This window comes from Neolewinella sp., from assembly GCF_965214665.1.
In the GTDB taxonomy this organism is placed as follows: Bacteria; Bacteroidota; Bacteroidia; order Chitinophagales; family Saprospiraceae; genus Neolewinella.
Map to the genome: position 1 here is coordinate 2,542,054 of NZ_OZ243970.1, position 22,932 is coordinate 2,564,985.

The 22,932-nt window shown below is 60.3% G+C and carries 17 protein-coding genes; 9 read left to right on the forward strand and 8 right to left on the reverse strand.

Going from position 1 to position 22,932, the window contains the following annotated elements:
• Positions 1–124: 124 nt before the first annotated feature.
• Complete coding sequence (locus ACOOHD_RS11065; RefSeq protein ID WP_420457938.1) at positions 125–463, reverse strand: HTH domain-containing protein; 339 nt, start codon at positions 461–463, stop codon at positions 125–127.
• Positions 464–682: 219 nt separating this feature from the next.
• Here ACOOHD_RS11065 and ACOOHD_RS11070 point away from each other — a divergent pair, with 219 nt between their 5' ends.
• The 3 genes from ACOOHD_RS11070 to ACOOHD_RS11080 all read left to right on the forward strand — a co-directional run bounded on the left by ACOOHD_RS11070 (position 683) and on the right by ACOOHD_RS11080 (position 2,362).
• Complete coding sequence (locus tag ACOOHD_RS11070; protein ID WP_420457939.1) at positions 683–874, forward strand: hypothetical protein; 192 nt, start codon at positions 683–685, stop codon at positions 872–874.
• Positions 871–1,851 (forward strand): transposase, encoded by a 981-nt coding sequence (locus ACOOHD_RS11075; protein WP_420457940.1) that lies wholly within the window; start codon positions 871–873, stop codon positions 1,849–1,851. The genes ACOOHD_RS11070 and ACOOHD_RS11075 overlap by 4 nt, the downstream gene beginning before the upstream one ends.
• Positions 1,852–2,128: 277 nt before the next feature.
• On the forward strand, positions 2,129–2,362 hold the full coding sequence (locus ACOOHD_RS11080) for a hypothetical protein (protein WP_420457941.1): 234 nt from the start codon (positions 2,129–2,131) through the stop codon (positions 2,360–2,362).
• Positions 2,363–2,417: 55 nt separating this feature from the next.
• Here the strand turns inward: ACOOHD_RS11080 and ACOOHD_RS11085 are convergent, their stop codons facing one another.
• On the reverse strand, positions 2,418–5,690 hold the full coding sequence (locus tag ACOOHD_RS11085; RefSeq protein WP_420457942.1) for a T9SS type A sorting domain-containing protein: 3,273 nt from the start codon (positions 5,688–5,690) through the stop codon (positions 2,418–2,420).
• 233 nt (positions 5,691–5,923) lie between these two features.
• On the opposite strand from ACOOHD_RS11085, the gene aspS reads away from it, so the two are divergent.
• A complete protein-coding gene (gene aspS / locus ACOOHD_RS11090; RefSeq protein WP_420457943.1) occupies positions 5,924–7,702 on the forward strand; it encodes an aspartate--tRNA ligase in 1,779 nt (592 codons plus the stop codon).
• A gap of 365 nt (positions 7,703–8,067) precedes the next feature.
• On the opposite strand, the gene ACOOHD_RS11095 is transcribed toward aspS, so the two are convergent.
• The gene (locus tag ACOOHD_RS11095) at positions 8,068–8,580 is read right to left on the reverse strand and encodes a hypothetical protein (protein ID WP_420457944.1); all 513 of its coding nucleotides are present in this window, start codon (positions 8,578–8,580) and stop codon (positions 8,068–8,070) included.
• A 99-nt stretch (positions 8,581–8,679) separates the two neighbouring features.
• Between ACOOHD_RS11095 and ACOOHD_RS11100 the strand changes: the two genes are divergently transcribed.
• Entirely contained in the window at positions 8,680–13,653 is a 4,974-nt protein-coding gene (locus tag ACOOHD_RS11100; protein ID WP_420457945.1) for a C25 family cysteine peptidase, read from the forward strand.
• Here ACOOHD_RS11100 and ACOOHD_RS11105 read toward each other — a convergent pair.
• Positions 13,650–15,410, reverse strand: coding sequence for a sulfatase-like hydrolase/transferase (locus ACOOHD_RS11105; protein WP_420457946.1), 1,761 nt, complete (start codon positions 15,408–15,410; stop codon positions 13,650–13,652). The genes ACOOHD_RS11100 and ACOOHD_RS11105 overlap by 4 nt on opposite strands.
• Positions 15,411–15,488: 78 nt before the next feature.
• Here ACOOHD_RS11105 and ACOOHD_RS11110 point away from each other — a divergent pair, with 78 nt between their 5' ends.
• The 4 genes from ACOOHD_RS11110 to ACOOHD_RS11125 all read left to right on the forward strand — a co-directional run bounded on the left by ACOOHD_RS11110 (position 15,489) and on the right by ACOOHD_RS11125 (position 18,970).
• Positions 15,489–16,118, forward strand: coding sequence for a hypothetical protein (locus ACOOHD_RS11110; RefSeq protein ID WP_420457947.1), 630 nt, complete (start codon positions 15,489–15,491; stop codon positions 16,116–16,118).
• A 74-nt stretch (positions 16,119–16,192) separates the two neighbouring features.
• Complete coding sequence (mqnE, locus tag ACOOHD_RS11115; RefSeq protein ID WP_420457948.1) at positions 16,193–17,380, forward strand: aminofutalosine synthase MqnE; 1,188 nt, start codon at positions 16,193–16,195, stop codon at positions 17,378–17,380.
• 154 nt (positions 17,381–17,534) lie between these two features.
• Entirely contained in the window at positions 17,535–18,176 is a 642-nt protein-coding gene (locus ACOOHD_RS11120) for a histidine phosphatase family protein (protein ID WP_420457949.1), read from the forward strand.
• Entirely contained in the window at positions 18,170–18,970 is an 801-nt protein-coding gene (locus ACOOHD_RS11125; protein ID WP_420457950.1) for a menaquinone biosynthetic enzyme MqnA/MqnD family protein, read from the forward strand. The genes ACOOHD_RS11120 and ACOOHD_RS11125 overlap by 7 nt, the downstream gene beginning before the upstream one ends.
• 30 nt (positions 18,971–19,000) lie before the next feature.
• Here the strand turns inward: ACOOHD_RS11125 and ACOOHD_RS11130 are convergent, their stop codons facing one another.
• The 4 genes from ACOOHD_RS11130 to ACOOHD_RS11145 all read right to left on the reverse strand — a co-directional run bounded on the left by ACOOHD_RS11130 (position 19,001) and on the right by ACOOHD_RS11145 (position 22,903).
• A complete protein-coding gene (locus ACOOHD_RS11130; RefSeq protein ID WP_420457951.1) occupies positions 19,001–20,656 on the reverse strand; it encodes a M56 family metallopeptidase in 1,656 nt (551 codons plus the stop codon).
• Complete coding sequence (locus tag ACOOHD_RS11135; RefSeq protein ID WP_420457952.1) at positions 20,649–21,050, reverse strand: BlaI/MecI/CopY family transcriptional regulator; 402 nt, start codon at positions 21,048–21,050, stop codon at positions 20,649–20,651. The genes ACOOHD_RS11130 and ACOOHD_RS11135 overlap by 8 nt, the downstream gene beginning before the upstream one ends.
• An 87-nt stretch (positions 21,051–21,137) precedes the next feature.
• Positions 21,138–22,187 carry a sensor histidine kinase gene (locus ACOOHD_RS11140; protein ID WP_420457953.1) on the reverse strand — a complete coding sequence of 350 codons (1,050 nt, stop codon included), beginning with the start codon at positions 22,185–22,187 and terminating at the stop codon, positions 21,138–21,140.
• A gap of 26 nt (positions 22,188–22,213) precedes the next feature.
• Positions 22,214–22,903 carry a response regulator transcription factor gene (locus tag ACOOHD_RS11145; protein WP_420457954.1) on the reverse strand — a complete coding sequence of 230 codons (690 nt, stop codon included), beginning with the start codon at positions 22,901–22,903 and terminating at the stop codon, positions 22,214–22,216.
• Positions 22,904–22,932: the final 29 nt, after the last annotated feature.

The window sequence follows — 22,932 nt, forward strand, 5'->3', positions numbered from 1 at the left end:
TCTTCAGCATGTGAAATTAGAGAGCTATGTTGCAATTATTCTGCATTCCCAAAAAAAATTTGCGAGATTGCTCCCTCACCAAAGACAGCAAGTGCAATAGCGTTATAACACATAAACAAAAAAGTCAACCGGCTTTTACACCCAGACTATTGTTGATACGAGATGTGATCAGCCGATCGTACAAACGGCCATAAAATAAATATTCACATGATAATCTTTTGTAACTGCTAGTTACCCCCCCCCCTTTAGTGGGGTCAAAGCTAAAGTATATCGGTGATAAGTAAACAAATGATCGGTATTCTTTGGAAAATCTAATGTCTGCTCCAAAATCCTTTAATGTGTCGATCATGTTGTACACTGTGCGTTCTGAAACATTTAATTTTTTCGCTAGCTCTTCTGAATTTCCAGTTGCTTTTCTTTTGATCAAATTGTGTAAGCGGTCAAATTGATTGAGTCTAGTCACAAAATCCATGCTAATATTCAGTTATAGGTATGAGGCATTAAGAATGCCATCAGACATTCAAATGAAGGTACTACATTTCAATGGTCCGTTGCGAATTTGCCGATGTGAGGGTGCTGGTATAAAGAAAGGGTAAGCCCTATCTTATTAGTTCTCACACAAACAAAACAGGTGGCTTACCCAACGAAAGTCGAAACTCTCGCTAGATCAATAATACAACAAATGGACGAGGTGCCCGCCTGGCAGCACCGATTCCTAGTCCACGTTTTTGTGCTCTGGCTGTCGATCCGGGGACGCTACAACTTCACTCACCTTGCCCGTTACGGTGGTCGGGTAGAGAGCACCTACCGCAACAACTTCCGTAAATCCTTCAACTGGTTGGCCTTCAAGTTCATCTGGTCGAGCGCTTTTTGAGCGCGGAGCGCATCATCGCTTTCGACCCCAGCTACATCGCCAAGAGCGGTAAGTGTACCGATGGGGTGGGTAAGTTCTGGAGCGGCTGCGTGGGCCAACTCAAGCACGGTTTGGAGCTTACCGGACTGGCCGCCGTGGACCTCAAGGACAAAACGGCCCTGCATTTACTAGCCGTTCAGACGGTACTCTTGGAGCAGGGGGAGAGTCTACTGGACTACTACGCGAGCATTCTGGTACTCCAACGCCAGACCCTGCTCCGGGTTAGCAGCCAAGTAGTGGCCGATGCTTATTTCTCGAAGAAGCCCTTCGTGGATCAGTTACTAGGGGCGGGCTTCGAGCTAGTGAGCCGGCTACGTAATGATGCCCACCTACGCTACTTGTACCGGGGAGTTCATGTCAAACGTCCCGGGGCCCGTAAGCAATTTGCCGGCCGGGTCAACGTACGCGACTTGGACCACAGCGTGTTTGACCTATTCGCCGAGGCCGAGGATCGAACCTGGAAAGCATACCAGGCCGTGGTGAACGCCAAAGCATTGAAGCGAAGGGTAGGCGTAGTGATTATCCATGACCTGGACGCGGGGGGTGTCATCACCGCTCATCGCATCTACCTGTCCACGGACCAAGGCTTGACGGGTCCGCAGATCGTGCACGCTTACCAGTGTCGCTTTCAGCAGGAGTTTCTTTACCGAGATGCTAAACAGCAACTGGGCCTGGAGCACTCTCAGGCCTACACCTGGCCCAAGATTGACTTTCACTTTAACCTCTGCCTGACGGTAGGCTCACTGGCTAAAGCGGCCCATCACCTTGTCGATCAGACGCAGCGAGCCCTGCCGTTTTCGATCGCCGACATCAAGACCTGCTATGTCAATGATTATCAGGCCCGTAGAACAACACGCATGTTCGGTATTGACCCCGAAAGCACCTTGATTAGGTCAGCATGGAGCAAAATTACCAACTTCGGATTGCGAAGAGCCTAAATTTGCAACAGACCATTGACATTTAGTTCAATCGTTTTATATCAAAAGGGGAAACATCGATCTTAAAGTTGTCAAGTCATCAAGTGTGTAATTTCCTATGGTCAGTAAATGTGACCTTTGACAAACAAGATACCATCAAATTCATTTTTTCACTACACCATTAAGACAGACGACGAGCGACTGGTCGCCAACTACCTCCACGAGCAGCTCGAGCCCGCAGGAAACCTTTTTTGCCATCAACGGCTACGAGATCGTCTATCATCTGACGAACCGGCCGGTGCCCACCCCCTACGTGCACGGTTCGCTGCTATTCTATGCGCACCACCAGCGGGCGCTGGGCATAGATACGGATGCCGTAGCCGCGAGTCTTCTGAAGAACCGGCAGGTACGCTACCTCATCGGCGATGCGGATAGCTCCGCGCTGGCTAACCCCCTAGCCGGACGGCTGTTCGAGCGGTTTGAGCTGGTAGAGGAACTGGAGGGGGAAATCCGGGTATGGGAGCGACGGTAGGGGTCTACCGCCGCACCACCCGCGCCGTTTGCACCTGCGTGCCCGTCCACAAGGCCTACTGCTTGATCACGCGTAGGGTATGCACGTCGCCACCCTCCAGCAGCGAGATCTGGTAGGTTGCCGCCGGTAGTCCGCTCAGGTCGACGGGTTGCTCGTTGCGGCCACCGCGCGCCGTGATCGTCTGCCGGCGTAATAGGCGGCCGAGAGAGTTGGTTATCCGCAGCTCCAGCTCTCCGGCCTCCAGGGCCTCGTAGTGTAGCGTCACTCCGGCGCTGGTCGGTACGGGGAATGCTCCTAGTAACCGAAAAGTCGCCGGTGCCGCCGCCGCACGCTGCACGCTAGCTATTTTGCTGTAGGCGTAGGTCCCATCATAGTCGACCATCTTCAGGCGGTAGTAGGTCAGCGGGGCCGGGGCGGGATCGCTGGATGCATAGTCGGTCAGCTCACGGCCGGCTACCTCGGCGAAGGCCACGAAGTCGGTACCGGTCGTGCTGCGTTGCACTTCGTAGTGGCTGAAGTCGATCTCGCTGGCCACCGTCCAGGCGAGGCGGTTGATGGGGCCGTCTTCCCGGGCGGAAAATTCGGTAAGCACTACGGGTGCGGCCTGGTCGGTGGTCGCGCCGAACTCCGAGAAGGACTGGGTGGTAAACTCCAGGTAATGCGCCGTGCCCCCAAAGTCGCCCTCATTGGTCAGCAGCTCGAAGGTGTAATCCGGGTCGGTACTGTTCTCCAGGCTACAGTCTTCGTTGAGGCCACTGTAGTGACTGATGACGAGATCGGCCCAATCCCAGTTACCCTCCAGGAACTCGTTGTAGTCGAGTAGCTCCTGCACGGTGTAGTAGAGCCGGACCTTTACGCCTCCGTTGGCGGTGTAGGGGCCGGGACCGTTTTCCGGCTCGATATTGACGTGGCGGCTAAGGTGGAGGCGGCCGTCGTATGGAGCCCGCTGGGGGGTAGCGTAGTCCCGTAGTTCCACGGTCACGTCTCCCAGGTTGTTACCGTTGGCGTCGATCTCCAGGGCCAGCCGACCGCTGGGGTCCAGAAAACGAGTGAAGGCGTTGCCGTTGAGCCCGTAGCTAGTGACGGTCGTACAGGCATCATCTGCGTCACCGACCAGGGCGGCGGCACCGTTGGTCGGAATCGCGAAGGGGTAGACGGCAATGGCATCCAGCAACAGCCCCTCGCCTCCCGCAGGAGCCACGGATTTGAACTCGATGCGGTAGCTGCCGTCGGCCGGTACCTCGAAACGTAGCGCCATGTCGCGGTATACCGCGCTATCATCCGTATCGGAGAAGAACTGCCGGAGCACGCTCCCGTCGGCAGCATCCACCAGGGAGGCACTGAGCTGTTCGGGGGTATTCTGTAGGGAGCGGTAAGAAAACTCCAACATGTAGGGAGTACCGGCCGTAGCCGCGAAGGCGGGGCTAAGCAGTACATCGTTGTGTCCGCCGCCGTCGTCGGCCGGTAGGAACCAGAATCCGTCACCGTTGCGGGCGAAGAAATCGCTTTTCCCGACCGACCAGCTGTCCCCGGGGTTGGCATCAGTGATCCAGCACGGGCCGGTGGGGCTATTAACCTCGACGTCCTCCACGAAGGGTAGGTCGAGCACTGGGCCGTAGACCGTTACCTGCTGCGCCCAGTTGGCCGTATTCCCGTTGCCGTCAGCAAAGCTCCAGTTGATGGTGTAGGTACCCGAGGTAGTAAAGGTTCTGGGGTCGCTGGTGCTGGCGGTGACTGTACCGCTACAGGCGTCCTGGGCGAGCGGCAAGCTCACGGTTTGAGCCCCGTTACACGTGGTGAGCTCCAGCGGAGATAGGTCGGGCAGCACGGGGGGGTCGTTGTCCACCCCAGCTGCGACAATAGCCGTGGTGGAAGCAGCGCAGGAACCGTTGCCGACTTCGCGCACGTTGATCGCGTAGGTACCCGGGGCCAGGCCGGCAAACTGACTGCTCGACTGATACGTAGCGGCATCGAGGCTATATTCCAGCGCACCGGAGCAGCCGTCGCAGCTCGCGCTCACGTCGATCACGCCGTCGTCGGCTCCCGGGCACCCCTCGGGGGTCACCGTCGGCGTCTGTAGGTTGATGGTGCATGACGCGGCGGCGGCCCTGACCCATAGGGTGAGTCGCTGGTCGGAGGCAATCTCCTGTCCGTACACCAGCGCCTGATCCCCCCGGGTGGGGTACCACGTCATACCGGCCCCGTCGCCGTGGGTATGGAACACCTCGTCGTCGAGGGTAGAAGCGGGTTTATCAACCGTAGCGGCTACGCGGAGGTTGGCCGAGCCGGTGCCGATCCAGTCGTTGTTGTGCTGGTTATCGGCGGGTCGGTTCTTGAGGGTGGAGTTCGTGGTGATGCGCTGTAGGAGCGTAGCATTGGTCGTCATGGCGTCGAGGGTGTTGGGCACGCTGGAGGTGATGCGTATCTCTGCTGCCTCGGTCAGTTTGGCCAGTACGGGCGCGGTTAATATTCCACGGCGGGTAGTGAGCAGGGAGGTCGCCTGGGGAAGTCGGCCCACACCGTCCCCGTAGTCTAAGGCCACTTGTACGTAGCCGCTTCCGTCGACGTACGTGTCAAACCTCGACCCACTCAGGTTGAAGTAGTATTGCCCGGGGCTAGGGACGCTAAGGGCCTCCTGTAGCGAGGTGAAGGGGTCACCGGGTGAGCCAATACTTGTAGTGGGCGGGGTGTAAGTATCCCCGCGGACCCAGAGGGCCAGAAAGTCGGTATCGGCAATATCTTCGCCGTCATACGTCAGGGCCTGATCGCTCCGCTGGGGGTACCAGGTCATGCCGCGACCGTCCCCGCAGGTATGAAACACTTCTCCGGGTAGTGGCGTGTGGGCTCTATCGCAACTCGCATCCACGCGGAGGAATTCCGAGCCGGTGCCCGTCCAGCTTTCGTTGATCGCATTATCGGCTACCCCGTTCATTAGGGTAAGGTTACTGATGATGCGGTTTACTAAGGTAGCCTCCGTACTGACCGCGTTGAGCGTACCGTCGCTGGCCGTCATTGCGACTGCCACGCCACCGCCCATCGTGGCCAAAATGTCCGCTCGCAGGATACCCCGGGTAGCCCCCGTCAGGTCGTCGGTGGCGGGCAGGTTCCCGACGCCGTTACCGTAGTCAATGGCCACGCGCACGTAGCCGTTGGCGGAGACGAAGGTATTAAAGGATACTCCACTGAGCCGAAAGGCATACACCCCGGCCTTCGGCACGGTCTGCGCCTGCGATAGGGTAAGGAAGGGGTCGGACGGGGTGCCGGACTGGCCCAGCAGACCACTGACTGCTAGGCATACGATCGTTATCAGGAGTAGATGTCTTTTCATGAGATAACACGGTTTACTTCCGGTCCATACCGGTAAGCAGCGTTCCAACGCAGGCATAAGCACCGTCGGATAAACAAAAGAATTCGAACAAATTAACGGACCCTAAATGAGTATTATTGTTATCCCGTGACCGCTTTTCCCGACTTTCAGCGCACCCGCGCGCCCGGCCCCCTTTTAGCTACCTTCGCCCTACCTTACTCTTTCACTTCACCCCCCCCGATCTCCTCCCGACCATGTTTCGTACCCATACCTGCGGCGAGCTGCGCCTGGACAACGAAGGCACCGACGTCACCCTCAGCGGCTGGGTGCAGGCCGGGCGGGACTTCGGTGGGCTCACCTTCGTGGACCTGCGCGACCGCTACGGCATTACCCAGGTAGTATTCGATAGCGACGACGATGCCGCCCTGGCCGAACGGGCCGGCAAACTGGGCCGCGAATGGGTGGTGCAGGTGAAGGGGCAGGTCCGCGAACGCACGAACAAAAACCCCAACCGGCCCACCGGAGACGTAGAGGTGCTAGCCCGCGAGCTTACCGTACTGAATAGGTCGAAGGTGCCGCCCTTCACCATCGAGGACGAGACCGATGGCGGCGACGATCTGCGCATGCGCTACCGCTACCTCGACCTACGCCGCGGGCCCCTGCAACAAAACATCATCTTCCGCAGCCGTTTGGCCCTGGCCGTGCGTGCCTACCTGGGCGGTGAGGGCTTCGTGGAGGTGGAGACGCCCAACCTGATCAAGTCTACCCCGGAGGGCGCGCGGGATTTCGTAGTGCCCAGCCGGCTCAACGAGGGGCAATTTTACGCTCTGCCGCAGAGTCCCCAAACCTTCAAGCAACTGCTCATGGTGGCCGGCTACGACCGCTACTTCCAGATCGTAAAGTGCTTCCGCGATGAGGACCTGCGCGCCGACCGGCAGCCGGAGTTCACCCAGATCGACTGCGAGATGGCCTTTGTGACCCAGGAAGACGTGCTGAATACCTTCGAGGGGCTCACCCGCCACCTATTTCAGGAAGTGAAGGGGGTGGAGCTGGGTGAGTTCCCCCGCATGCAGTACGACGAGGCGCTGCGCCGCTACGGCTCCGATAAGCCCGATCTGCGCTTCGGCATGGAGCTCAACGACCTCACCGCCCTGGGGCAGGGTAAGGGCTTCCCGGTGTTCGATGCAGCCGAGCTCATCGTAGGTATCTGCGTTGCGGGTGGAGCGGAACTTAGTCGCAAGCAGTTGGACGGGCTAACCAAGTGGGTCAAGCGGCCGCAGATCGGCGCGAAGGGACTGATCTACGTCAAGTACAACGAAGACGGCAGCTTCAAGTCGAGCGTCGACAAGTTCTTCGACCAGGCGGCCCTGGCCGGTTGGGCATCGGCCTGCGGCGCTGACGCCGGTGACCTGCTGCTCGTCATCAGTGGCGAGGCCGAGAAAAGCCGTGATCAGCTAGGCCGGCTGAGACTACACGTGGCGGAGATGCGCGACATGATCCCCGCCGGAGTGTTCAAGCCGCTCTGGGTGGTCGACTTTCCGCTGCTGGAGTGGGACGAGGAGCACCAGCGCTTCCACGCCATGCACCACCCCTTCACCAGTCCGAAGCGGGAGGAGGTGGACCGCATGCTCACCGGCGATCACGATACCATGAAATCCCTTCGGGCGGATGCCTACGACCTGGTCATTAACGGCGCCGAGATCGGCGGCGGCTCGGTCCGAATCTACGACCGGGGCCTACAGGAGAAGAACTTCCAACTGCTGGGCTTCACGCCGGAGGAGGCCGAGGCGCAGTTCGGCTTCCTGATGGGGGCCTTTGAGTACGGGGCACCGCCCCACGCCGGTATCGCCTTCGGCTTCGACCGGCTGTGCGCGGTGATGAACGGCCAGAGCTCCATCCGCGACTTCATCGCCTTTCCGAAGAACAACCAGGGCCGCGACGTAATGATCGACGCGCCGGCACCCATCGATGCCGGGCAGTTGCGGGAGCTGGCGCTGCGGGTGACGGTAGACCGTGACGGGGCAAAAAGTTAAAGTTTGGCACGTTGCAGCAGAAAAAACGATAATTTAGCGGTCGACTGCGTTAGTTACCGTATATTTGCTCCAGCATTGCACTACTACTACCCGATACCTTCTTTGCTTTAGGTATTTGCGCGCCACAGGATGCGCCATTGTATTGACACTACTTGCGACAACACATTTTTTCGCATCTTTTTTGTTTCTGATTTAGGTGAAGCCCTTTTGGCATCATCGCGTTAGGCTATATGACACTAGACACTATTGACACTGTTTTTGAACAACACAGCTATTTTCATTACTTGAGATTGTAACGCATACTTAACTACCATATTTAACGCGTGTAGGCGCTTCGGTAAGCTACCGGAGCGCCTCTCGCTTTTCTAGCGGGTACGGCTCACGAGCCGGTACACGGCCCGGTAGCGGTCGTCGCGCTGTCCATCGCGGTCCTGATCCACCAGACCGCTCAGCTCCAGCCGGTCGCCGCTGAGTTGCGGAAAGTAGGTGAAGGTGACATTAGGCTCGATCACCAGCAGGCTATCGCCCTGGGCGCGCCAGATGCCGTTGGTGACGTTGGCCACCCGCCCGTCGCGCAGCCGGTGGGTGCGGCGCAGCTTGCCGTCGGGGGTAAAGACGGTACTCGGAGGCTTTACCCCGTAGACCCGACCCCAATCGGCCTCACGGATCACCTCGGCGTAGGCCGTATCTCCCCCCTGGAAGGTGGCGTACTCAATATCCAGCTCCACCGTCTCCCAGGTACCGAGGAGTCCTTCGTTAAGGGCCGCGCTGGGGGTGGCCTCCGCCGCCGGCGACTCGCTCTCGGCCCCCCCCTCCGTGCAGGAGATGGTGAACAACAACAGTAAAAACAGACCGGTACGGGTGGGATGAAGCGACATAGTGCGCAAATATCCAAAACCGGACACTTTCCCCCGCCCTACTGTACCTATCCCCTGCACGGAGGCGTTACCTTTATTTGTTGTCTACTCTCTAGGTTTATGTCGCGTACCCTTACTCTACTTCTACTTTTCTTTTGCGGTTTGCTTTCGGCCCAGATGGCTACTCCCCGGGGAGCCCGCTACGGTAATGAGTGGATCGTGCCCGGCACCACCTACTTAAAGATCGCGGTGACCGAAGACGGCATGTACCGCATCGATCCGGCCACGCTACAGGCCGCCGGTTTTTCCCTTACGGGTGCCGAGGCCAGCCGCTACGTGCTCCACCACTTCGGTGAGCCGGTGCCCCTGGAGCTCGGCGACGATGGGCTGTACTTCTACGGCGAGCGGGCGCGGGGCGAGCTCGACACTTACCTCTTCGCCCAGGGTACGGACCAGCAGCTCAACCCCCGTTACGGCATGCACACCGATACGGCCGCCTACTACCTCAGCGTGGCCGACGCCGGCGCAACCCCGTCAAGGTATACGGCAGGGGGCGGGGCCGCAGGTGCAAAGGGGACCTCGACCATCTACCGGGTGGCCGAACGCGTCTTTAGCGACCACCAGAGCAAGTACTACGCCCGGGAGAATAGCAATACCATTCTGTTCAGTCACTACGAACTCGCCGAGGGCTACGGCTCGCGGCCTAGTGGAGACTTACTCAGCAGCAACGGCACCACCGAAACCGCCACCGACGTGGACCTGCCCGGCGCGAGCAGTGGCACGGCCACGCTGGAGCTACGCTACGGATTGGCCTTTGGCGACGATCACCTGCAGCAGATCAGCATCAACGGCGAGCAGGTCGACCAGCGGGCAACACAGGGTTGGAGCGTGCAGACGCAGCAGTACAGTTTTCCGGCCCGCGATCAGGCGACGGTGAAGATTCGGGGGCTGGCCGGCGATCAGGACAAGGCCAACCTAGCTTACCTGCGTATTACCTATCCGGCCGCCGTGGAGTTGAGTGGCGATCAACTGTACTTCACCCTCCCGGCCAGCGGTGCTACGGCGCTCACCTTTCCCAGCCTACCCTCCGGTGCCCGGCTCTACGACCTGACCAGTGCCAGGGTGTACACCGCCCGCGCTGGTAGCTTCGACCTTCCGGCTGCTGATGCCGAACGCCGCTTTCAACTTCTGGTCACACCCCGTGCGGTAGCCAGCACGGAAGCCCTCACGCTCACCGACCACCTACCGGCCGCTGGTACCACCTACCTCATCGTCAGCAGCAGGCGCCTGCGGGGGGCCGGTCTGGATGCTATGGCTACCTACCGCAGCTCCGCCAGCGGGGGCAACCACCGCGTGCACACGGTGTTCGTCGAGGACCTCTACGAGAGTTACGGCTACGGCTACCAGCGCCACCCCCAGGCCATTAAAAACTACCTCGACGCCGCCCTCGTGGCCGCCCCCGACCTGCACTACCTCTTCCTGGTCGGTAAGGGAAGGGAATACCCCAGCGTGCGCAGTGCGGAGGACCTGGCGAGGGCACAGGCTACGTTCTTCGTGCCCGGCTACGGACTGCCCGCCTCCGACAACCTGCTGGCCGCCGAGCTCGGGGGGGTGACGCCGCGCGTGGCGGTGGGCCGTCTGGCGGCCATCACCCCGGCCGAGATCGTCGTATACGTCGACAAACTGCGGGCCGTGGAGCGGCAGATCGAGCTGGCCGGACAGACCATCGAGGACCTCGACTGGATGAAACAGGCCCTCTTCCTCGGGGGCGGGCAGACGCCCAGTGAGCAGAATACCATCCGCTACAACCTGGGCACGATGGAGACGATCTTCGAGGCCAGTAAGTTTGGGGGCAACGTGACCAGTGTGTTCCGGACCAGCTCGGACCCCATCGAAACGACCCGCCAGGAGGCCATTTTCCAACGCATCAACGCGGGCACCTCCGTCATCACCTTCTACGGCCACTCCAGCAGCCAGGGCTTCGACTTCAATATCGACAACCCCGATAACTACCAGAACAAGGACAAGTACCCCTTCATGATGAGTCTGGGCTGCTACAGCGGCGACGCCTTCACCGAGGCCCGTAGTATCAGCGAACGCTTCATCTTTCTGCCGGACGGGGGGGCGGTCACCTATGCGGCCTCCAAGGGGCTCGGCTTCATCAGTGCCCTGGGGGTATTCGGCCGGTCGGTGTTCGATCACCTCGGGAACGATCAGTACGGGCAGGGCGTTGGGGACGTCCTCCGGGCGGTGATCAGCGACTACGCCGGCACGAGCAATTACACCATGGGTATTCTGCTGGAGCAGTTCGCGCTCAGCGGCGACCCGGCCTTCCGTTTTCACCCCCGGCCGGGTCCCGACCTGATCGTAGATCCCAGTCTGACCGCCGTCGAGCCCAACGTGGTCCCGGCCCAGGATACTACCTTCCCGGTGCGCGTCCGCCTGCTCAACCTGGGCACGAAGGCAAAGGAGGTCGCCGATAGCGTACGACTCAGCTTTCGCCAGCAGCTGCCGTCCGGCCAGATTCGGCCGCTTGCCGACCGCCTGGTAGCCACTCCGCACTACGACCGGGAGATCACTCTGCAGTTACCTACCGTAGGACTCGAGGCCGTGGGCGCGAACCGGCTGCTGATCACCGTAGACAGTGACGATGCCATCGCCGAGCTACCCGCCCCGGCCGCTGAAACGAACAACGAACTACGGGTCGGCGAGGTGCTCGGCACCCCCTTCACCGTGATCGCCAACACCGCCAAGGCCGCCTACCCCCCGCCCTACGCCGTAGTGGGACCCGGCGTAGAACTGGTCGCCAGCTCCTCCGACCCCCTGGCCCCGGAGCGCCCGTACCGGTTGCAGGTAGCTACGGACGTCGATTTCCGTAACCCGCTGGCGGACGTAGACATCACCTCCCCCGGAGGAGTCATCCGCTACACCCCCACCCTGCCCCTCCGCGATAGCACGACCTACTACTGGCGCATCAGCCCCGATAGCACCGGCACCCAGGATGCCGGCTTCATCTGGAGCCAGAGCAGCTTCACCTACGTGGCCGATCAGCCGGCCGCGGCGGTCGGTTACGCGTTACAGGACCCCGGGCAGCTGCGGGACGGGCAGACCGATGACGTGACCGTGGATGCCCACGACCCCATCTGGCGCTACGGCCGCAATACTACTGACATTCAGATCCGAAACGCAGTATACCAGAGCCGTGAGGTACCCGCCCTGCTCTGGAACGGTACGCGCTTTAACTCCCCCCACCCCTGGCGGATACGAGCCGGCGTACAGGTCATGGTCGTCGATAGCACCAACAACAGTGTCTGGTACCGCAGTAGCGGCGATGGCAGTTACAACTCCGTACCCGGTGGCGAGACGACTCCCTGGAACTTCGATACCCGTACCGAGGCCGGCCGTGCCGGGCTGATCGAGTTCCTCCAGGATGGCATCGCTCCCGGTCGTTACGTGTTCGTTTACACCGCCCAGCGGGGCAACGATATCGAGTACCACGACGCCGAGGCCTGGTCGGCGGACTCCAGCCGCATCGGCCGTACCATCTACGGCGTACTCGAGGATGAAGGTGCCGAACAGGTGCGCTTGCTCCAGCAGCTGGGCTCCGTACCCTACACCTTCGCCTACGTAAAGGGCAAGGGGCCACTAGCTGAGGCCATCGCCACCGACCAGCAGGCCGTCACCGAGGTGCTATTCCCCATCCATGAGAACCGCTCCGTGGGAGTATACACCAGCGACCGCATCGGTCCCGCCCTGGAGTGGCGCGATATGCGTATCGGCTTCCGTAACGATTTCATCGGCTCGGCCGATAGCTGCTACTTCTACCTCTACGGCGAGACCGCCTCCGGCCAGCGTACCCGGCTCGACGAGATGCCCCTCGACCTTGCCGCCCAGCGTTCCTTCACCTACGACCTCTCGGCGGTGCGGGCGCAGGAGTATCCGTTTCTCGTCACCAGCTTCGAGCTCTACGATGAGGTCGACCGCTCCGTAGCTTCCATCGATGAGATCTACGTAGACTATACCCGCCCGGGTGACGTAGCCGTAAGTCCGGCCGTAGCCTACGCGGTACCGGAGAACCTGGCCCAGGGCGAGGCGTCCGAGCTAAGGGTCGGCTACGAAAACCTCGGCCCCACCCCGATGGATAGCCTGCTCGTCGCTCTTTCCGTTATCAACGAGCAGAACGAGGTCACCGAGCTCCGACAGCGGCAACCCCCCCTCGCCGCCGGTGGCTCCGACGTGGTCACCTTCCAGCTGCCCAGCAACGAGCAGGACGCCAGGCTACGCCTACAGCTTACCCTTAATCCGGCCGCCGATCAGCCGGAATCCGTTACCTTCAATAACTACCTGAATACAGATATCGAAGTCGTCTCCGACCGCATTGCCCCCGATCTAAGGGTATACTACGACGGTCGACGTATCCGCGACGGGGAGCTCATCAGTGGTAAACCCGAAATCCTGGTGCAACTACGCGATGAAAGCCCCTTCCGCCGCCTGGACGATTCCAGTGCGTACTTCATCCAGCTCGTCGCCCCCGACGGCAACAAGGAGACCATCCGTATGAACGATAGCCGCGTGGAGTTCATCCCCGCCCGCGCCGACGGCGAAAACATGGCCGAGGTCTACTTCCGCCCCGAACTCTTGCAGGACGGCATCTACTCCCTGATCGTTCAGGCCAGCGACCGCTCCAAGAATGCCGCCGGCGAGCTGGCCTACCAGCAATCCTTCGAGGTCGTCAACGAGCAGTTGATCACCAACGTACTCACCTACCCCAATCCCTTTACCACCCAAACGCGCTTCGTGTATACCCTCACCGGCAGCACCGCTCCGGAGACGTTCCGCATCCAGATCATGACCGTGAGCGGACGGGTCGTGCGCGATATCGACCTGCTAGCCTACGAGAGCGTTAGCCCCGGCACCCACCAGACCGATTTCAGCTGGGACGGTACCGATGAGTACGGCGACCTGCTGGCCAACGGGGTTTACCTCTACCGCGTCATCACCTCCGACGGCGAGGGGCAGTCTCTGGAGGCCTACGACAACGGTACTGACCAGTACTTCCGCAACGGCCTGGGTAAGGTGGTCATCCTGCGCTAGCGCGCAACTTGGCGCAGGGTAACTGATTTGATCCACAGCCCGGTTTCCTCCCCAATTTGCGTGGGTGTGCGGACGGTGAGCCGTTCGCTGCCCGCCCGTACGGTGAGCTCCCCCAGCGACTGCTCGGCCCAGGCGTAGGGGTATACCTCCTTGCGGGGCACTCGGTCGGCCACGGGTAACTGCGGGACACGGGCGACGGGTAGGAGAGCCTGCACCTGCTGAGCCGGTCCGGTTTCGACGACGATATTTTGCGGGCCGTCCGCATCCAGTCGGTACTGGACAGTCACCGTATAGGTAGCCTCCTCGCTTACCTCCAGGGGCCAGTAGGCACCATCCACCCCCAGGTCCACGAAGAAGTCGTTGGCCCAGCCGTAGGTATCCCGAAAGTGGGTCCGCCCCAGGGGTTCTCCCTCGTGGGCCAGGAGGCGGATAGGCCCCGGGGCGGCGGTCAGGTCCACTGGGGGGGCCACCAGCTCCGGCCGACCGATGCGGAGAGCGAAGTCGCGATAGTGAGCAGCTAACTGCATACCCGTATCCCCGGCCGTGGTATAGATGTTATGCTCCTGGCCCGGATCCTCGATCAGATCGTAGAGCTCGTGTTGGCTGCTGTCTTCGGCCACGTAGAGGTACCGCTGATTGCGTATACTTCCGGGGTAGCCGGTGTAGTCGTAGCCCTGCTTGAAGGCGTAGACGTAGCGGTCGGGTAGTTGACCTCCCTCCAGGAGTGGCTTCAGGCTTACCCCATCCAGCCCGGCCGGCACCGATTCCCCGAGCAGGTCGAGTAGCGTGGGTAGTAGATCGATGTGGGCCGCCGGCGTATCGAAGACCTTCCCGTTTGCCGGGTGACCCGACGATAGTTTGATCCCGAAGGGTACCCGCACGCTCCCCTCGTCCACCTGCCCCTTGGTGCCCTTCAGCCCCATGCGGTAGCGGTCGCCGTTGGGCCCGTTGTCGGTGGCAAATACCACGATGGTGTTATCGAGCTTGCCGGCCGCCCGCAGCCGTCCGAGCAGTTCACCGATACGGTCGTCAACCGATTCTACCATCGCGTAGATACCCGCATTGTAGTCGCTCAGCCCCTGCGCCTGCTTGCGCTCCCAGTAGCGGTCGGCCACCTGCACCGGCGTATGGGGCGCCTGGTAAGTCAGCATACAAAAGAAGGGCTGCCGGCTCTGCTCCATAAAGTAACCGGCCGAGTCGGTCAGGATCTGCGTCAGGTCACCGGCGAAGGGCACCGGCTCATCGCGCTCATCGCGTAGCTCCCCCCGAAAATAATCATTAAAGTGTCCCAGCGAGAAGCCCAGAAACTCATCAAACCCCTGTCCCCCCGGGTGGTAGGGAAAGGTGGCCCCGTTGTGCCACTTGCCGTAGAGCCCCGTGCGGTAGCCGAGTTGCTGGAGGTGCTCGGCCACGGTGATCACACCGTCGTCCATGGTTTCCCGCCGCCGCGTCACGAATACCGCCCCGGTGCGCGGTGAGTACTGTCCGCTCAGGAAGCTAGCGCGCGTCGGTGCACACACCGGACTTACGTAAAAGCGGTCGAACTTTGCCCCGCTTTGCAGCAGCGCGTCCATATTCGGGGTGCTAATGCTGTCGTTGCCGTGCAGGCTCAGGTCACCGATTCCCTGGTCGTCGGTAAGGATGAAGAGGATGTTGGGCCGTGGCGCGTCGGTCGTGACCCCATTGGAGGGTACAGTCGGGGCGGGGCCGCAGGTGCAAAGTAGTAGGCACAGCAGCCCGAGCATACTCGTCTTCATATCCGCTAAGGTACGCCCCCCGGTTCGTGGCCCGTAGCCGCGGCTGCACATTCGGAATACCGTATCTTGCCCTGTAGCATGCTACTTCGACTACTAATTTGCTGCCTCCTCTCCGCGCCCCTGGCTGCCCAGGCGCTACTGGATACCCTGGCGGAGAAGGTGTGCAACTGCATGGACAAGGCCCCCGAACTGATCTACCCCCGGCTGCAGGCTAGCCACTGCGTCACGGCGGTGAGTACCACCTACGCCGGTCGTATCCGCACCGAGCTGCAACTCTCAACCCGTACGGCTAGTGACCGGCAGCGGCTGGGAGAGTTACTGGTCGATCCCCTCACCAGCGGCTGCCCCCTGCTGGGCAAGCTCTCGCCTGGCACCCTGGAACCCCAACGGCGGTACAGTGATTTCTCCCTGCTGCGGCGGGTACCGTCGGCGGCGGAGGTGAATAGACGACCGGCCGCCAGTCCGGCCGCCGCAACGGCCCGCGAGGCACCGACCCTGCTGCGCGTTAGGGGTACCCTCACCCAACCACCTAGTGATGACCGACTCCGCGTGCTACTCCCCGAGGGAAAGGTTATAAGCTTCCTACTCCCCCGCAACCTGCAACGTAAGCTGGACGTCCGGCGGGGCCAGCTCATTACCGTAGTGTACCGGGAGGACTGGCGAAGTGACGGCCGCACGGTCCAGCCCACGGTGGTTCGCCTGGAATAAGTGCGATTATTTACTTTCAGAAAAAACTGAAAGTTGGCTGGGGTGTTAGGTAGGTAACGCCAATGCAGCCGTCCATGACTAGCCCCGCCCCCACGACGATCCTCGGTGATCGCACCCTTTCGCCGCACCTGCGCGCCGCCGCCCGCAAGGTGTTGGATGGGGAGCGCCTGACGCCCGCCGACGGACTGATGCTCTACGAAGAGGCCCCCCTCGGCTACCTGGGTGCCCTGGCTAATCACGTGCGCGAAAAGAAGCACGGGGACCGCACCTACTTCAACCGTAACTTTCACGTGGAGCCCACTAACGTGTGCCTGTATACCTGTAGCTTCTGTAGCTACAGCCGCCGGATGAAGAAGCGCGAGGACGGCTGGGAGTATAGCCTGGAGGACATCATGGACATCGTCAAAAAGTACGACGACCAGTTGGTGACCGAGGTGCACATCGTGGGGGGCGTGCTGCCGCAGTACGACGTGCCCTTCTACCAGGAGCTGTTCCAGCGCATCAAGGCCCACCGCCCGGAGCTGCACATCAAAGCCCTCACGCCGGTAGAGTACCACTACATCTTCAAAAAAGCCAAGATCAGCTACGAAGAAGGCATGCGGTTGATGAAGGAGGCTGGGCTAGACAGCATGCCCGGGGGCGGCGCCGAGATCTTTGCCGACGAGATCCGCGACCAGATCGCCGGTGGAAAGTGCTCTGGCGAGCAGTGGCTGCGTATTCACGAGATCTGGCACGAGCTGGGCGGCCGGTCTAACGCTACTATGCTCTACGGCCACATCGAGCACTATGGCCACCGCATTGACCACCTTGAAAAGCTGCGCGCGTTACAGGATAAGACGGGCGGCTTCCAGACCTACATCCCCCTCAAGTTTCGCAACGAGAACAACGAGCTCAGCCACCTGCCCGAGACCACCGTGGTGGAGGACCTGCGCAACTACGCCATCGGCCGGCTCTACCTCGACAACTTCGACCACGTGAAGGCCTACTGGCCCATGATCGGCCGCACCACCGCCCAGCTCAGCCTCGCCTTCGGCGTCGACGATCTGGACGGCACCATCGACGATACCACCCGCATCTACAGCATGGCCGGCGGCGAGCAACACCCCGCCATGAGCACCGAGGATCTGGTGAAGATGATCCGCGCCGTCGGTCGCCAGCCCATCGAGCGCGATACCCTTTACGGCGTACTGAAGGACTTTACGGACGTGGAGTTTGCTAGTGATAAGGAGTATCGGGGGTATACGGCTTTGCCGGTGGTATGAAATTTACCATTTACAAATTACCGTGTACCATGTACAATTTGTGAGGCAGCTCGCTTCGCTCGTGGTAGGTAAAAAAAGAGACGTTATGTAGCACGTCGTCTGGTGGCGACGAGCGAAGCGAGCAAAGCCGAAAATTGTAAATGGTATTTTGTACATGGTAGATCGTAAATCAATATATCTCGTCAGGCACGGCCAAACCGACTATAACCTCCGCGGTATTGTGCAGGGCAGCGGGGTCGACGCCAGCCTGAACCATACGGGGCGGACACAGGCCGACCACTTTTACCGTCATTACAGAGATGCGGGCTTCGAGGTGGTGATCACCAGCACGCTGAAGCGGACCTGGGAGACGGTGCAGGGCTTTATCGACGATGGACTACCGTGGGAACGAAACGCCGACATCAACGAAATCTGCTGGGGGAGCCACGAGGGGAAGCTCGGTACGCCGGAAAGTATCGCCGAGTACAAGCGGATCAAGGACGGCTGGGCGGCCGGGGAGCTCGACGGGCGCATCGGCGGCGGGGAGAGCGCCAGGGAGCTCGGCGAGCGGCTGGAGCGCTTCATCGCCCATCTTGACACCCGTACCGAGGAGAAGATTCTGATCTGCAGCCACGGCCGCGCCATGTGCGCCCTGGTCACCCTGATGATGGGCAAGCCCGTGAGCATGATGAACGAGCTGACCCACCACAACCTGGGCCTCTGGGTCGGCGAGCAGCAGCCGAGTGGGCTGTACAAATTCAGCATCCAGAACGACCGCGGTCACATTCCCGATCCCCTAACCCTCGGCAAATGGTAATCCCCGCCCCCCACCGCCTGGTGGCCGTGAGCTACCTCAACACCAAGCCGCTCCTTTACGGGCTGCTGCGCAGTCCCATCAGCGACACGCTCGCGATGGACCTGGCCATCCCCAGTGAGTGCGCCCGGCAGTTGGTGGCGGGGGAGGCCGATATTGCCCTGGTGCCGGTGGCCGTACTGCCGGAGCTACCTTACTACGAGATCATTAGCGACTACTGCATCGGGGCCGATGGGGCGGTAGCCACGGTCTGCGTTTACGGCGACGTGCCGCTGGAACGGATGACCCACGTCTACCTCGACCACCACAGCCGTACCTCCGTCATGCTTACCCGTCTACTGCTGGAGGAGTACTGGGACCACGAGGTCACCTTTTTAGAGGCCGAAGACGGCTACATCGATCACATCAACGGTACTATTGGGGGGCTCGTCATCGGCGATCGTACAATCGGGCTGGAGCGGCGCTTCCAATACGTGTACGATTTGGGCGAAGCATGGAAACTACATACCGGCCTACCCTTTGTTTTTGCCGCCTGGGTGACGACGAAGCCACTGCCGCCGGCCTTCGTCCGCCAGTTCAATGTCGCGCTGGAGGAGGGATTGGCGCACCTGCCGCAGCTACAATTACTGCTCCCCTCCCCCGCCCCGGGCTTTGACTTGACGGCGTACTTCACCCACCATATTGACTATGACTTAGATGAGCGGAAGCGGGAGGCGTTGGAGCGATTCCTAACCTATGTGCGGTACTCGGCTGCCGCTCCCGCTCTTCGTCAGCCGAGTACTTTTCCCATCGCTTAGGCGATGGGAAAAGCTCGTCTGCCGAATGGATCACTTGTCTCCGCTATTCCGTAATTCAGCCTTCCGCTCCTCCAACTGCCGCAGTTGCTCCCTCAGTCGCCGCTCCTCCCGCTCCAGTGATGGTAAGTCGTTCAGCGACCGCAAGTCAGGCGTATACTCAAACCCTTGTACCCGGGGAAAGACTCGCATACTGTCTATAGCATGCTCACCAAAGCTAAAGTCGAACTCACCTTCGAGTGGATGCATATAAATAATTGTGTCGAATTCGAATGGGTCCATGTCAATCCGAACCATATTTAATGTCGAGTCCATATTCCTCCAGGCAAGCGACCGCGCAACACGTTGCAAGCTATCCGCACTAAGCTGCATAGTCTGCACACGTAACCGGGTAAGATCCATGATCGAGTCCATATTTACGGACTTCAGCGACTTGATCGCCAGCCGGTGCAGACTGTCCGGCGAAAAGTCAAACTGCCAGGTATTAGGGAATTCCCCTCCCTCCAGCCGCTCTTCGAGAAAGAGCTCCAGATTCTCCTGAATTGCCTGTTCGTGCTTCTGTAGCCGCTCCGCTACCCCCCGTAACGAATCCAACTCTTCCAGCACCTCCGGCGGCAATGTATCCACCAGGGCGGGCCCCGCAGGTGCGGCTATAGTTGCAGGGGGTGTGAGGTCCTCCTCGCTTCCATCATCCGTAAGCGGAGCATAAGCCGCCGTAGCCACAAGACAAAACAACGCTAGCAAGGGCAGTAAAAGCAATCGCGCATTCATAGTATAGCTCAATTCTTGGTGATCAATAAAGCGACGCACGCGGGCCAGCAAGCCGCCGCCGTCGGTAAGGGAAAGGGCCGTAGCGGGCTGGCCGCCCGACTGCTCCCCATAGTGCAGAAGGGCCCGGGCGTAGGGTAGCTTGCCCGGTCCGTACCGGAGTACTAGGTCGTCACAGCAGTACTCTCGCTCCTCCCGCACGCGGGCCCCGATCCAGTGCACGGCCGGGTGGTAGTAGTACAGCACCTCGATCAGGCACTGCAGCAGATTAAAGTAGTGATCGTAGCGCCGCAGGTGGGCCAGCTCGTGCAGGATGACGGTCTCGGCCTCCTCGGTCGAGAGCTGATTGACCAGGGCCAGGGGGAACAGCAGCACGGGCTTGAGGTGACCGACGAGCATGGGGGTGGTGATGCCGTGCCCAATGCGGATACGCAAACGCCCCCGGTAGCCTAATCGGCTAGCCAGCTGAGTAACCCGTAGCTCCAGCGCGGCGTAAGCGTCCGACGCTTGCAAGCGTCGGACGCTTTGCACCCGCAGCATCCTGCGTACCCGCCAAAACGATACTCCTAGCCGAGCACTGCCTGCCACCATAGCCAGCAGCCAGCACCCAACCAGGGCGGTCATCCAGAAGTCCGGATCGGTAAAGCGGTTATAGGTTGGCACCTCCCCCGGGCTAAAGCCTACGAAGGCAATCACCACCTGTTTGACCGAGCTTTCCAACCGGGGCGCGGGGGTGTAGTAATAAAGAAAGGTAGCTACGGAAAGCGTCACCTGTAGCAGTAACATGCCGTAAGCCATGCGGTAGCGACCGGTGGCATCCATCTTTCCGTAGCGGGAGATGCTCCGCAACAGAAGCGCCAGTAGCGTAGCCTGCCAGAGGGAGTGGAGCAGCGTGGCCCCCAGGGCGGTGATCTCAGCCATCGGTGCGGTCGTTTTCGAGTTTTTGGATCAGTTGCTTGATCTCGGCCAGCTCTTCGGGGGTGGCCTGGCCGTCACCCAGGGCCCGTAGTACCAGCTCCGAGCGCGAGCCCCCGAAGGCCTTGGTCACGAAGCGGCCCAGCAGACTGCGCTGCGTACGCTCCTGGGCCACGGCGGCGGTGTAGACGTGGCTACGCTGACTTTCATCGCGGGTTACCAGCCCCTTCTCGGCCATCAGTTGCAGTAGCTTCAGGGTGGTGGTGTAGCCGATGGCTTTTTCTGGCGGGTCTTGCTCCTGATTGGTCTCATTCAGCGCTTCATTCACGGCACGCACGGTGGCGGGGCCGCGGGTCCAGAGCAGGTGGAGAATGGCGAGTTCGCTCTCGGTGGGGGTCATATACGAATGGTTTCGTACAAAGTATACGAAATAGTTCGTAGTTGCAAGTTTTGTACTAGGCGTCCGACGCTTATAAGCGTCGGACGCCTATGCCTTAGCCAGCGTGATACCGAAGGTAGAGCCCAGCCCCGCCGTGCTCCGCACATTGATCGTCTGCTGGTGGGCCTCCATGATGTGCTTGACAATACTGAGGCCCAGGCCGGAGCCGCCCTTCTGCCGGCTGCGGCTCTTATCCACCCGGTAGAAACGGTCGAAGACGTGGGGCAGGTGCTTTTCGGGGATGCCGATGCCGTTGTCGGAGACCTCACAGAGAATGTAGGTATCCATGTCGTAGAAGCCGAAGCGGGTGGCCCCGCCCTGGTTGCCGTACTTGATGGAGTTGGTGACCAGGTTGACGAGTACCTGGCGGATGCTTTCGCGGTCGGCCTCGACAAGAAATCCCTCGTCAGCTCCGGACTTAAAGCCTAGCGTGATGCCTACTTCCCTGGCCTTAAGGTCAACCTCCTCGATCACCTCCTGGGCCAGTTCCTTAATGTCAAAGGGCTCGGGGTCGAACATGAGGTCACCAGATTCCAAACGACCGATGGCGCTCAGGTCCTCCACGATGGTCTGTAGGCGCTCGACGTTCTTAGCGGCTTTTTTGATGAACGACTTAGTGATTTTCTTATCGTCGTAGCCGTGGTCCATCAGGGTGTGGAGGTAGCCCTGGATGTTGAAGATAGGGGTTTTGAGCTCATGGCTGATGTCGCCTACGTAGCGGCGGCGGTACTCGGCAAAGCGCTCGTACTGGTCGATCTGCTCCTGCTGGTTTTCGGCCCACTCGGCCACCTCCTGCTCCACCTCGTCGATGATGGGTTGGTCGGGGTCAATACCCTCGCGTTTCACGTCGTGGTGGACCTTCTGACTGTGGATGGTCTTATAGATCAATTTGATTTTGCGGTAGATGTAATGGTCTAGCGCAGCCAGGATAATGAAGTAGCTGACGGCAAAGACCGCCACCGCCGGCACGACCGCCAACCAGCCGTTGAAGGGTACACCGGGCAGAGCCATGACCAGTAGCAGTACACCCTCGGTGGCCAGGGCGATGAATACGCCGGTACGGATAGCGATCTCCCGCGGTGTACTGTTCTTGAGCATAGATGATCTACTCCCGGTGGGAGGTACTAGAACTCGAACTTATATCCAATGCCCTTGATGGTCTTGATGTAGTGGTCGCCAAGCTTCTCGCGCAACTTACGAATATGGACGTCGATGGTGCGGTTGCCTACGATCACGTCCGTGCCCCAAACTTTGTTAAAGATCTCCTCGCGGCTAAAGACCTTACCCGGCTTCGAGGCCAGCAAGGTAAGCAGGTCGAACTCCTTCTTGGCTAGTTCGATGGTGTCCTCACCGCGGCGTACGACGATACGTTCCAGGTCGATTTCTAGATCGCCGATGGCGATGATGCTGTCGGCCTCCTCTTCCTCCTGGCGAATGTTCCGTCGCAGTAAGGCCTTGACCCGACTGATGAGCACCCGCGGGCGGATTGGCTTGGTGATGTAATCATCGCCCCCGATGTCGAGGGCCGCGATCTGACTGTAGTCTTCCTCCCGGGCCGTAAGAAAGGTGATGACGGTGTTATCGAAGTCCGTATCCGCCCGTAACTGGCGGCACACCTCTACACCATCCATGATGGGCATCATGATGTCGAGCACGATCAGGTCGGGGCGTAGCTTACGCGCTAGTTTGAGCCCCTCCTCCCCGTTGCCGGCCGTGGCGACCTCGAAGCCCTCCTTGCGCAGGTTGAACTCCAGAATCTCAAGAATGTCGGGTTCGTCGTCGACCAGGAGTATCTTCGCCGGTGCAGCTGTCATACATGGGGGGTTAATCGCGGGCAAAAATA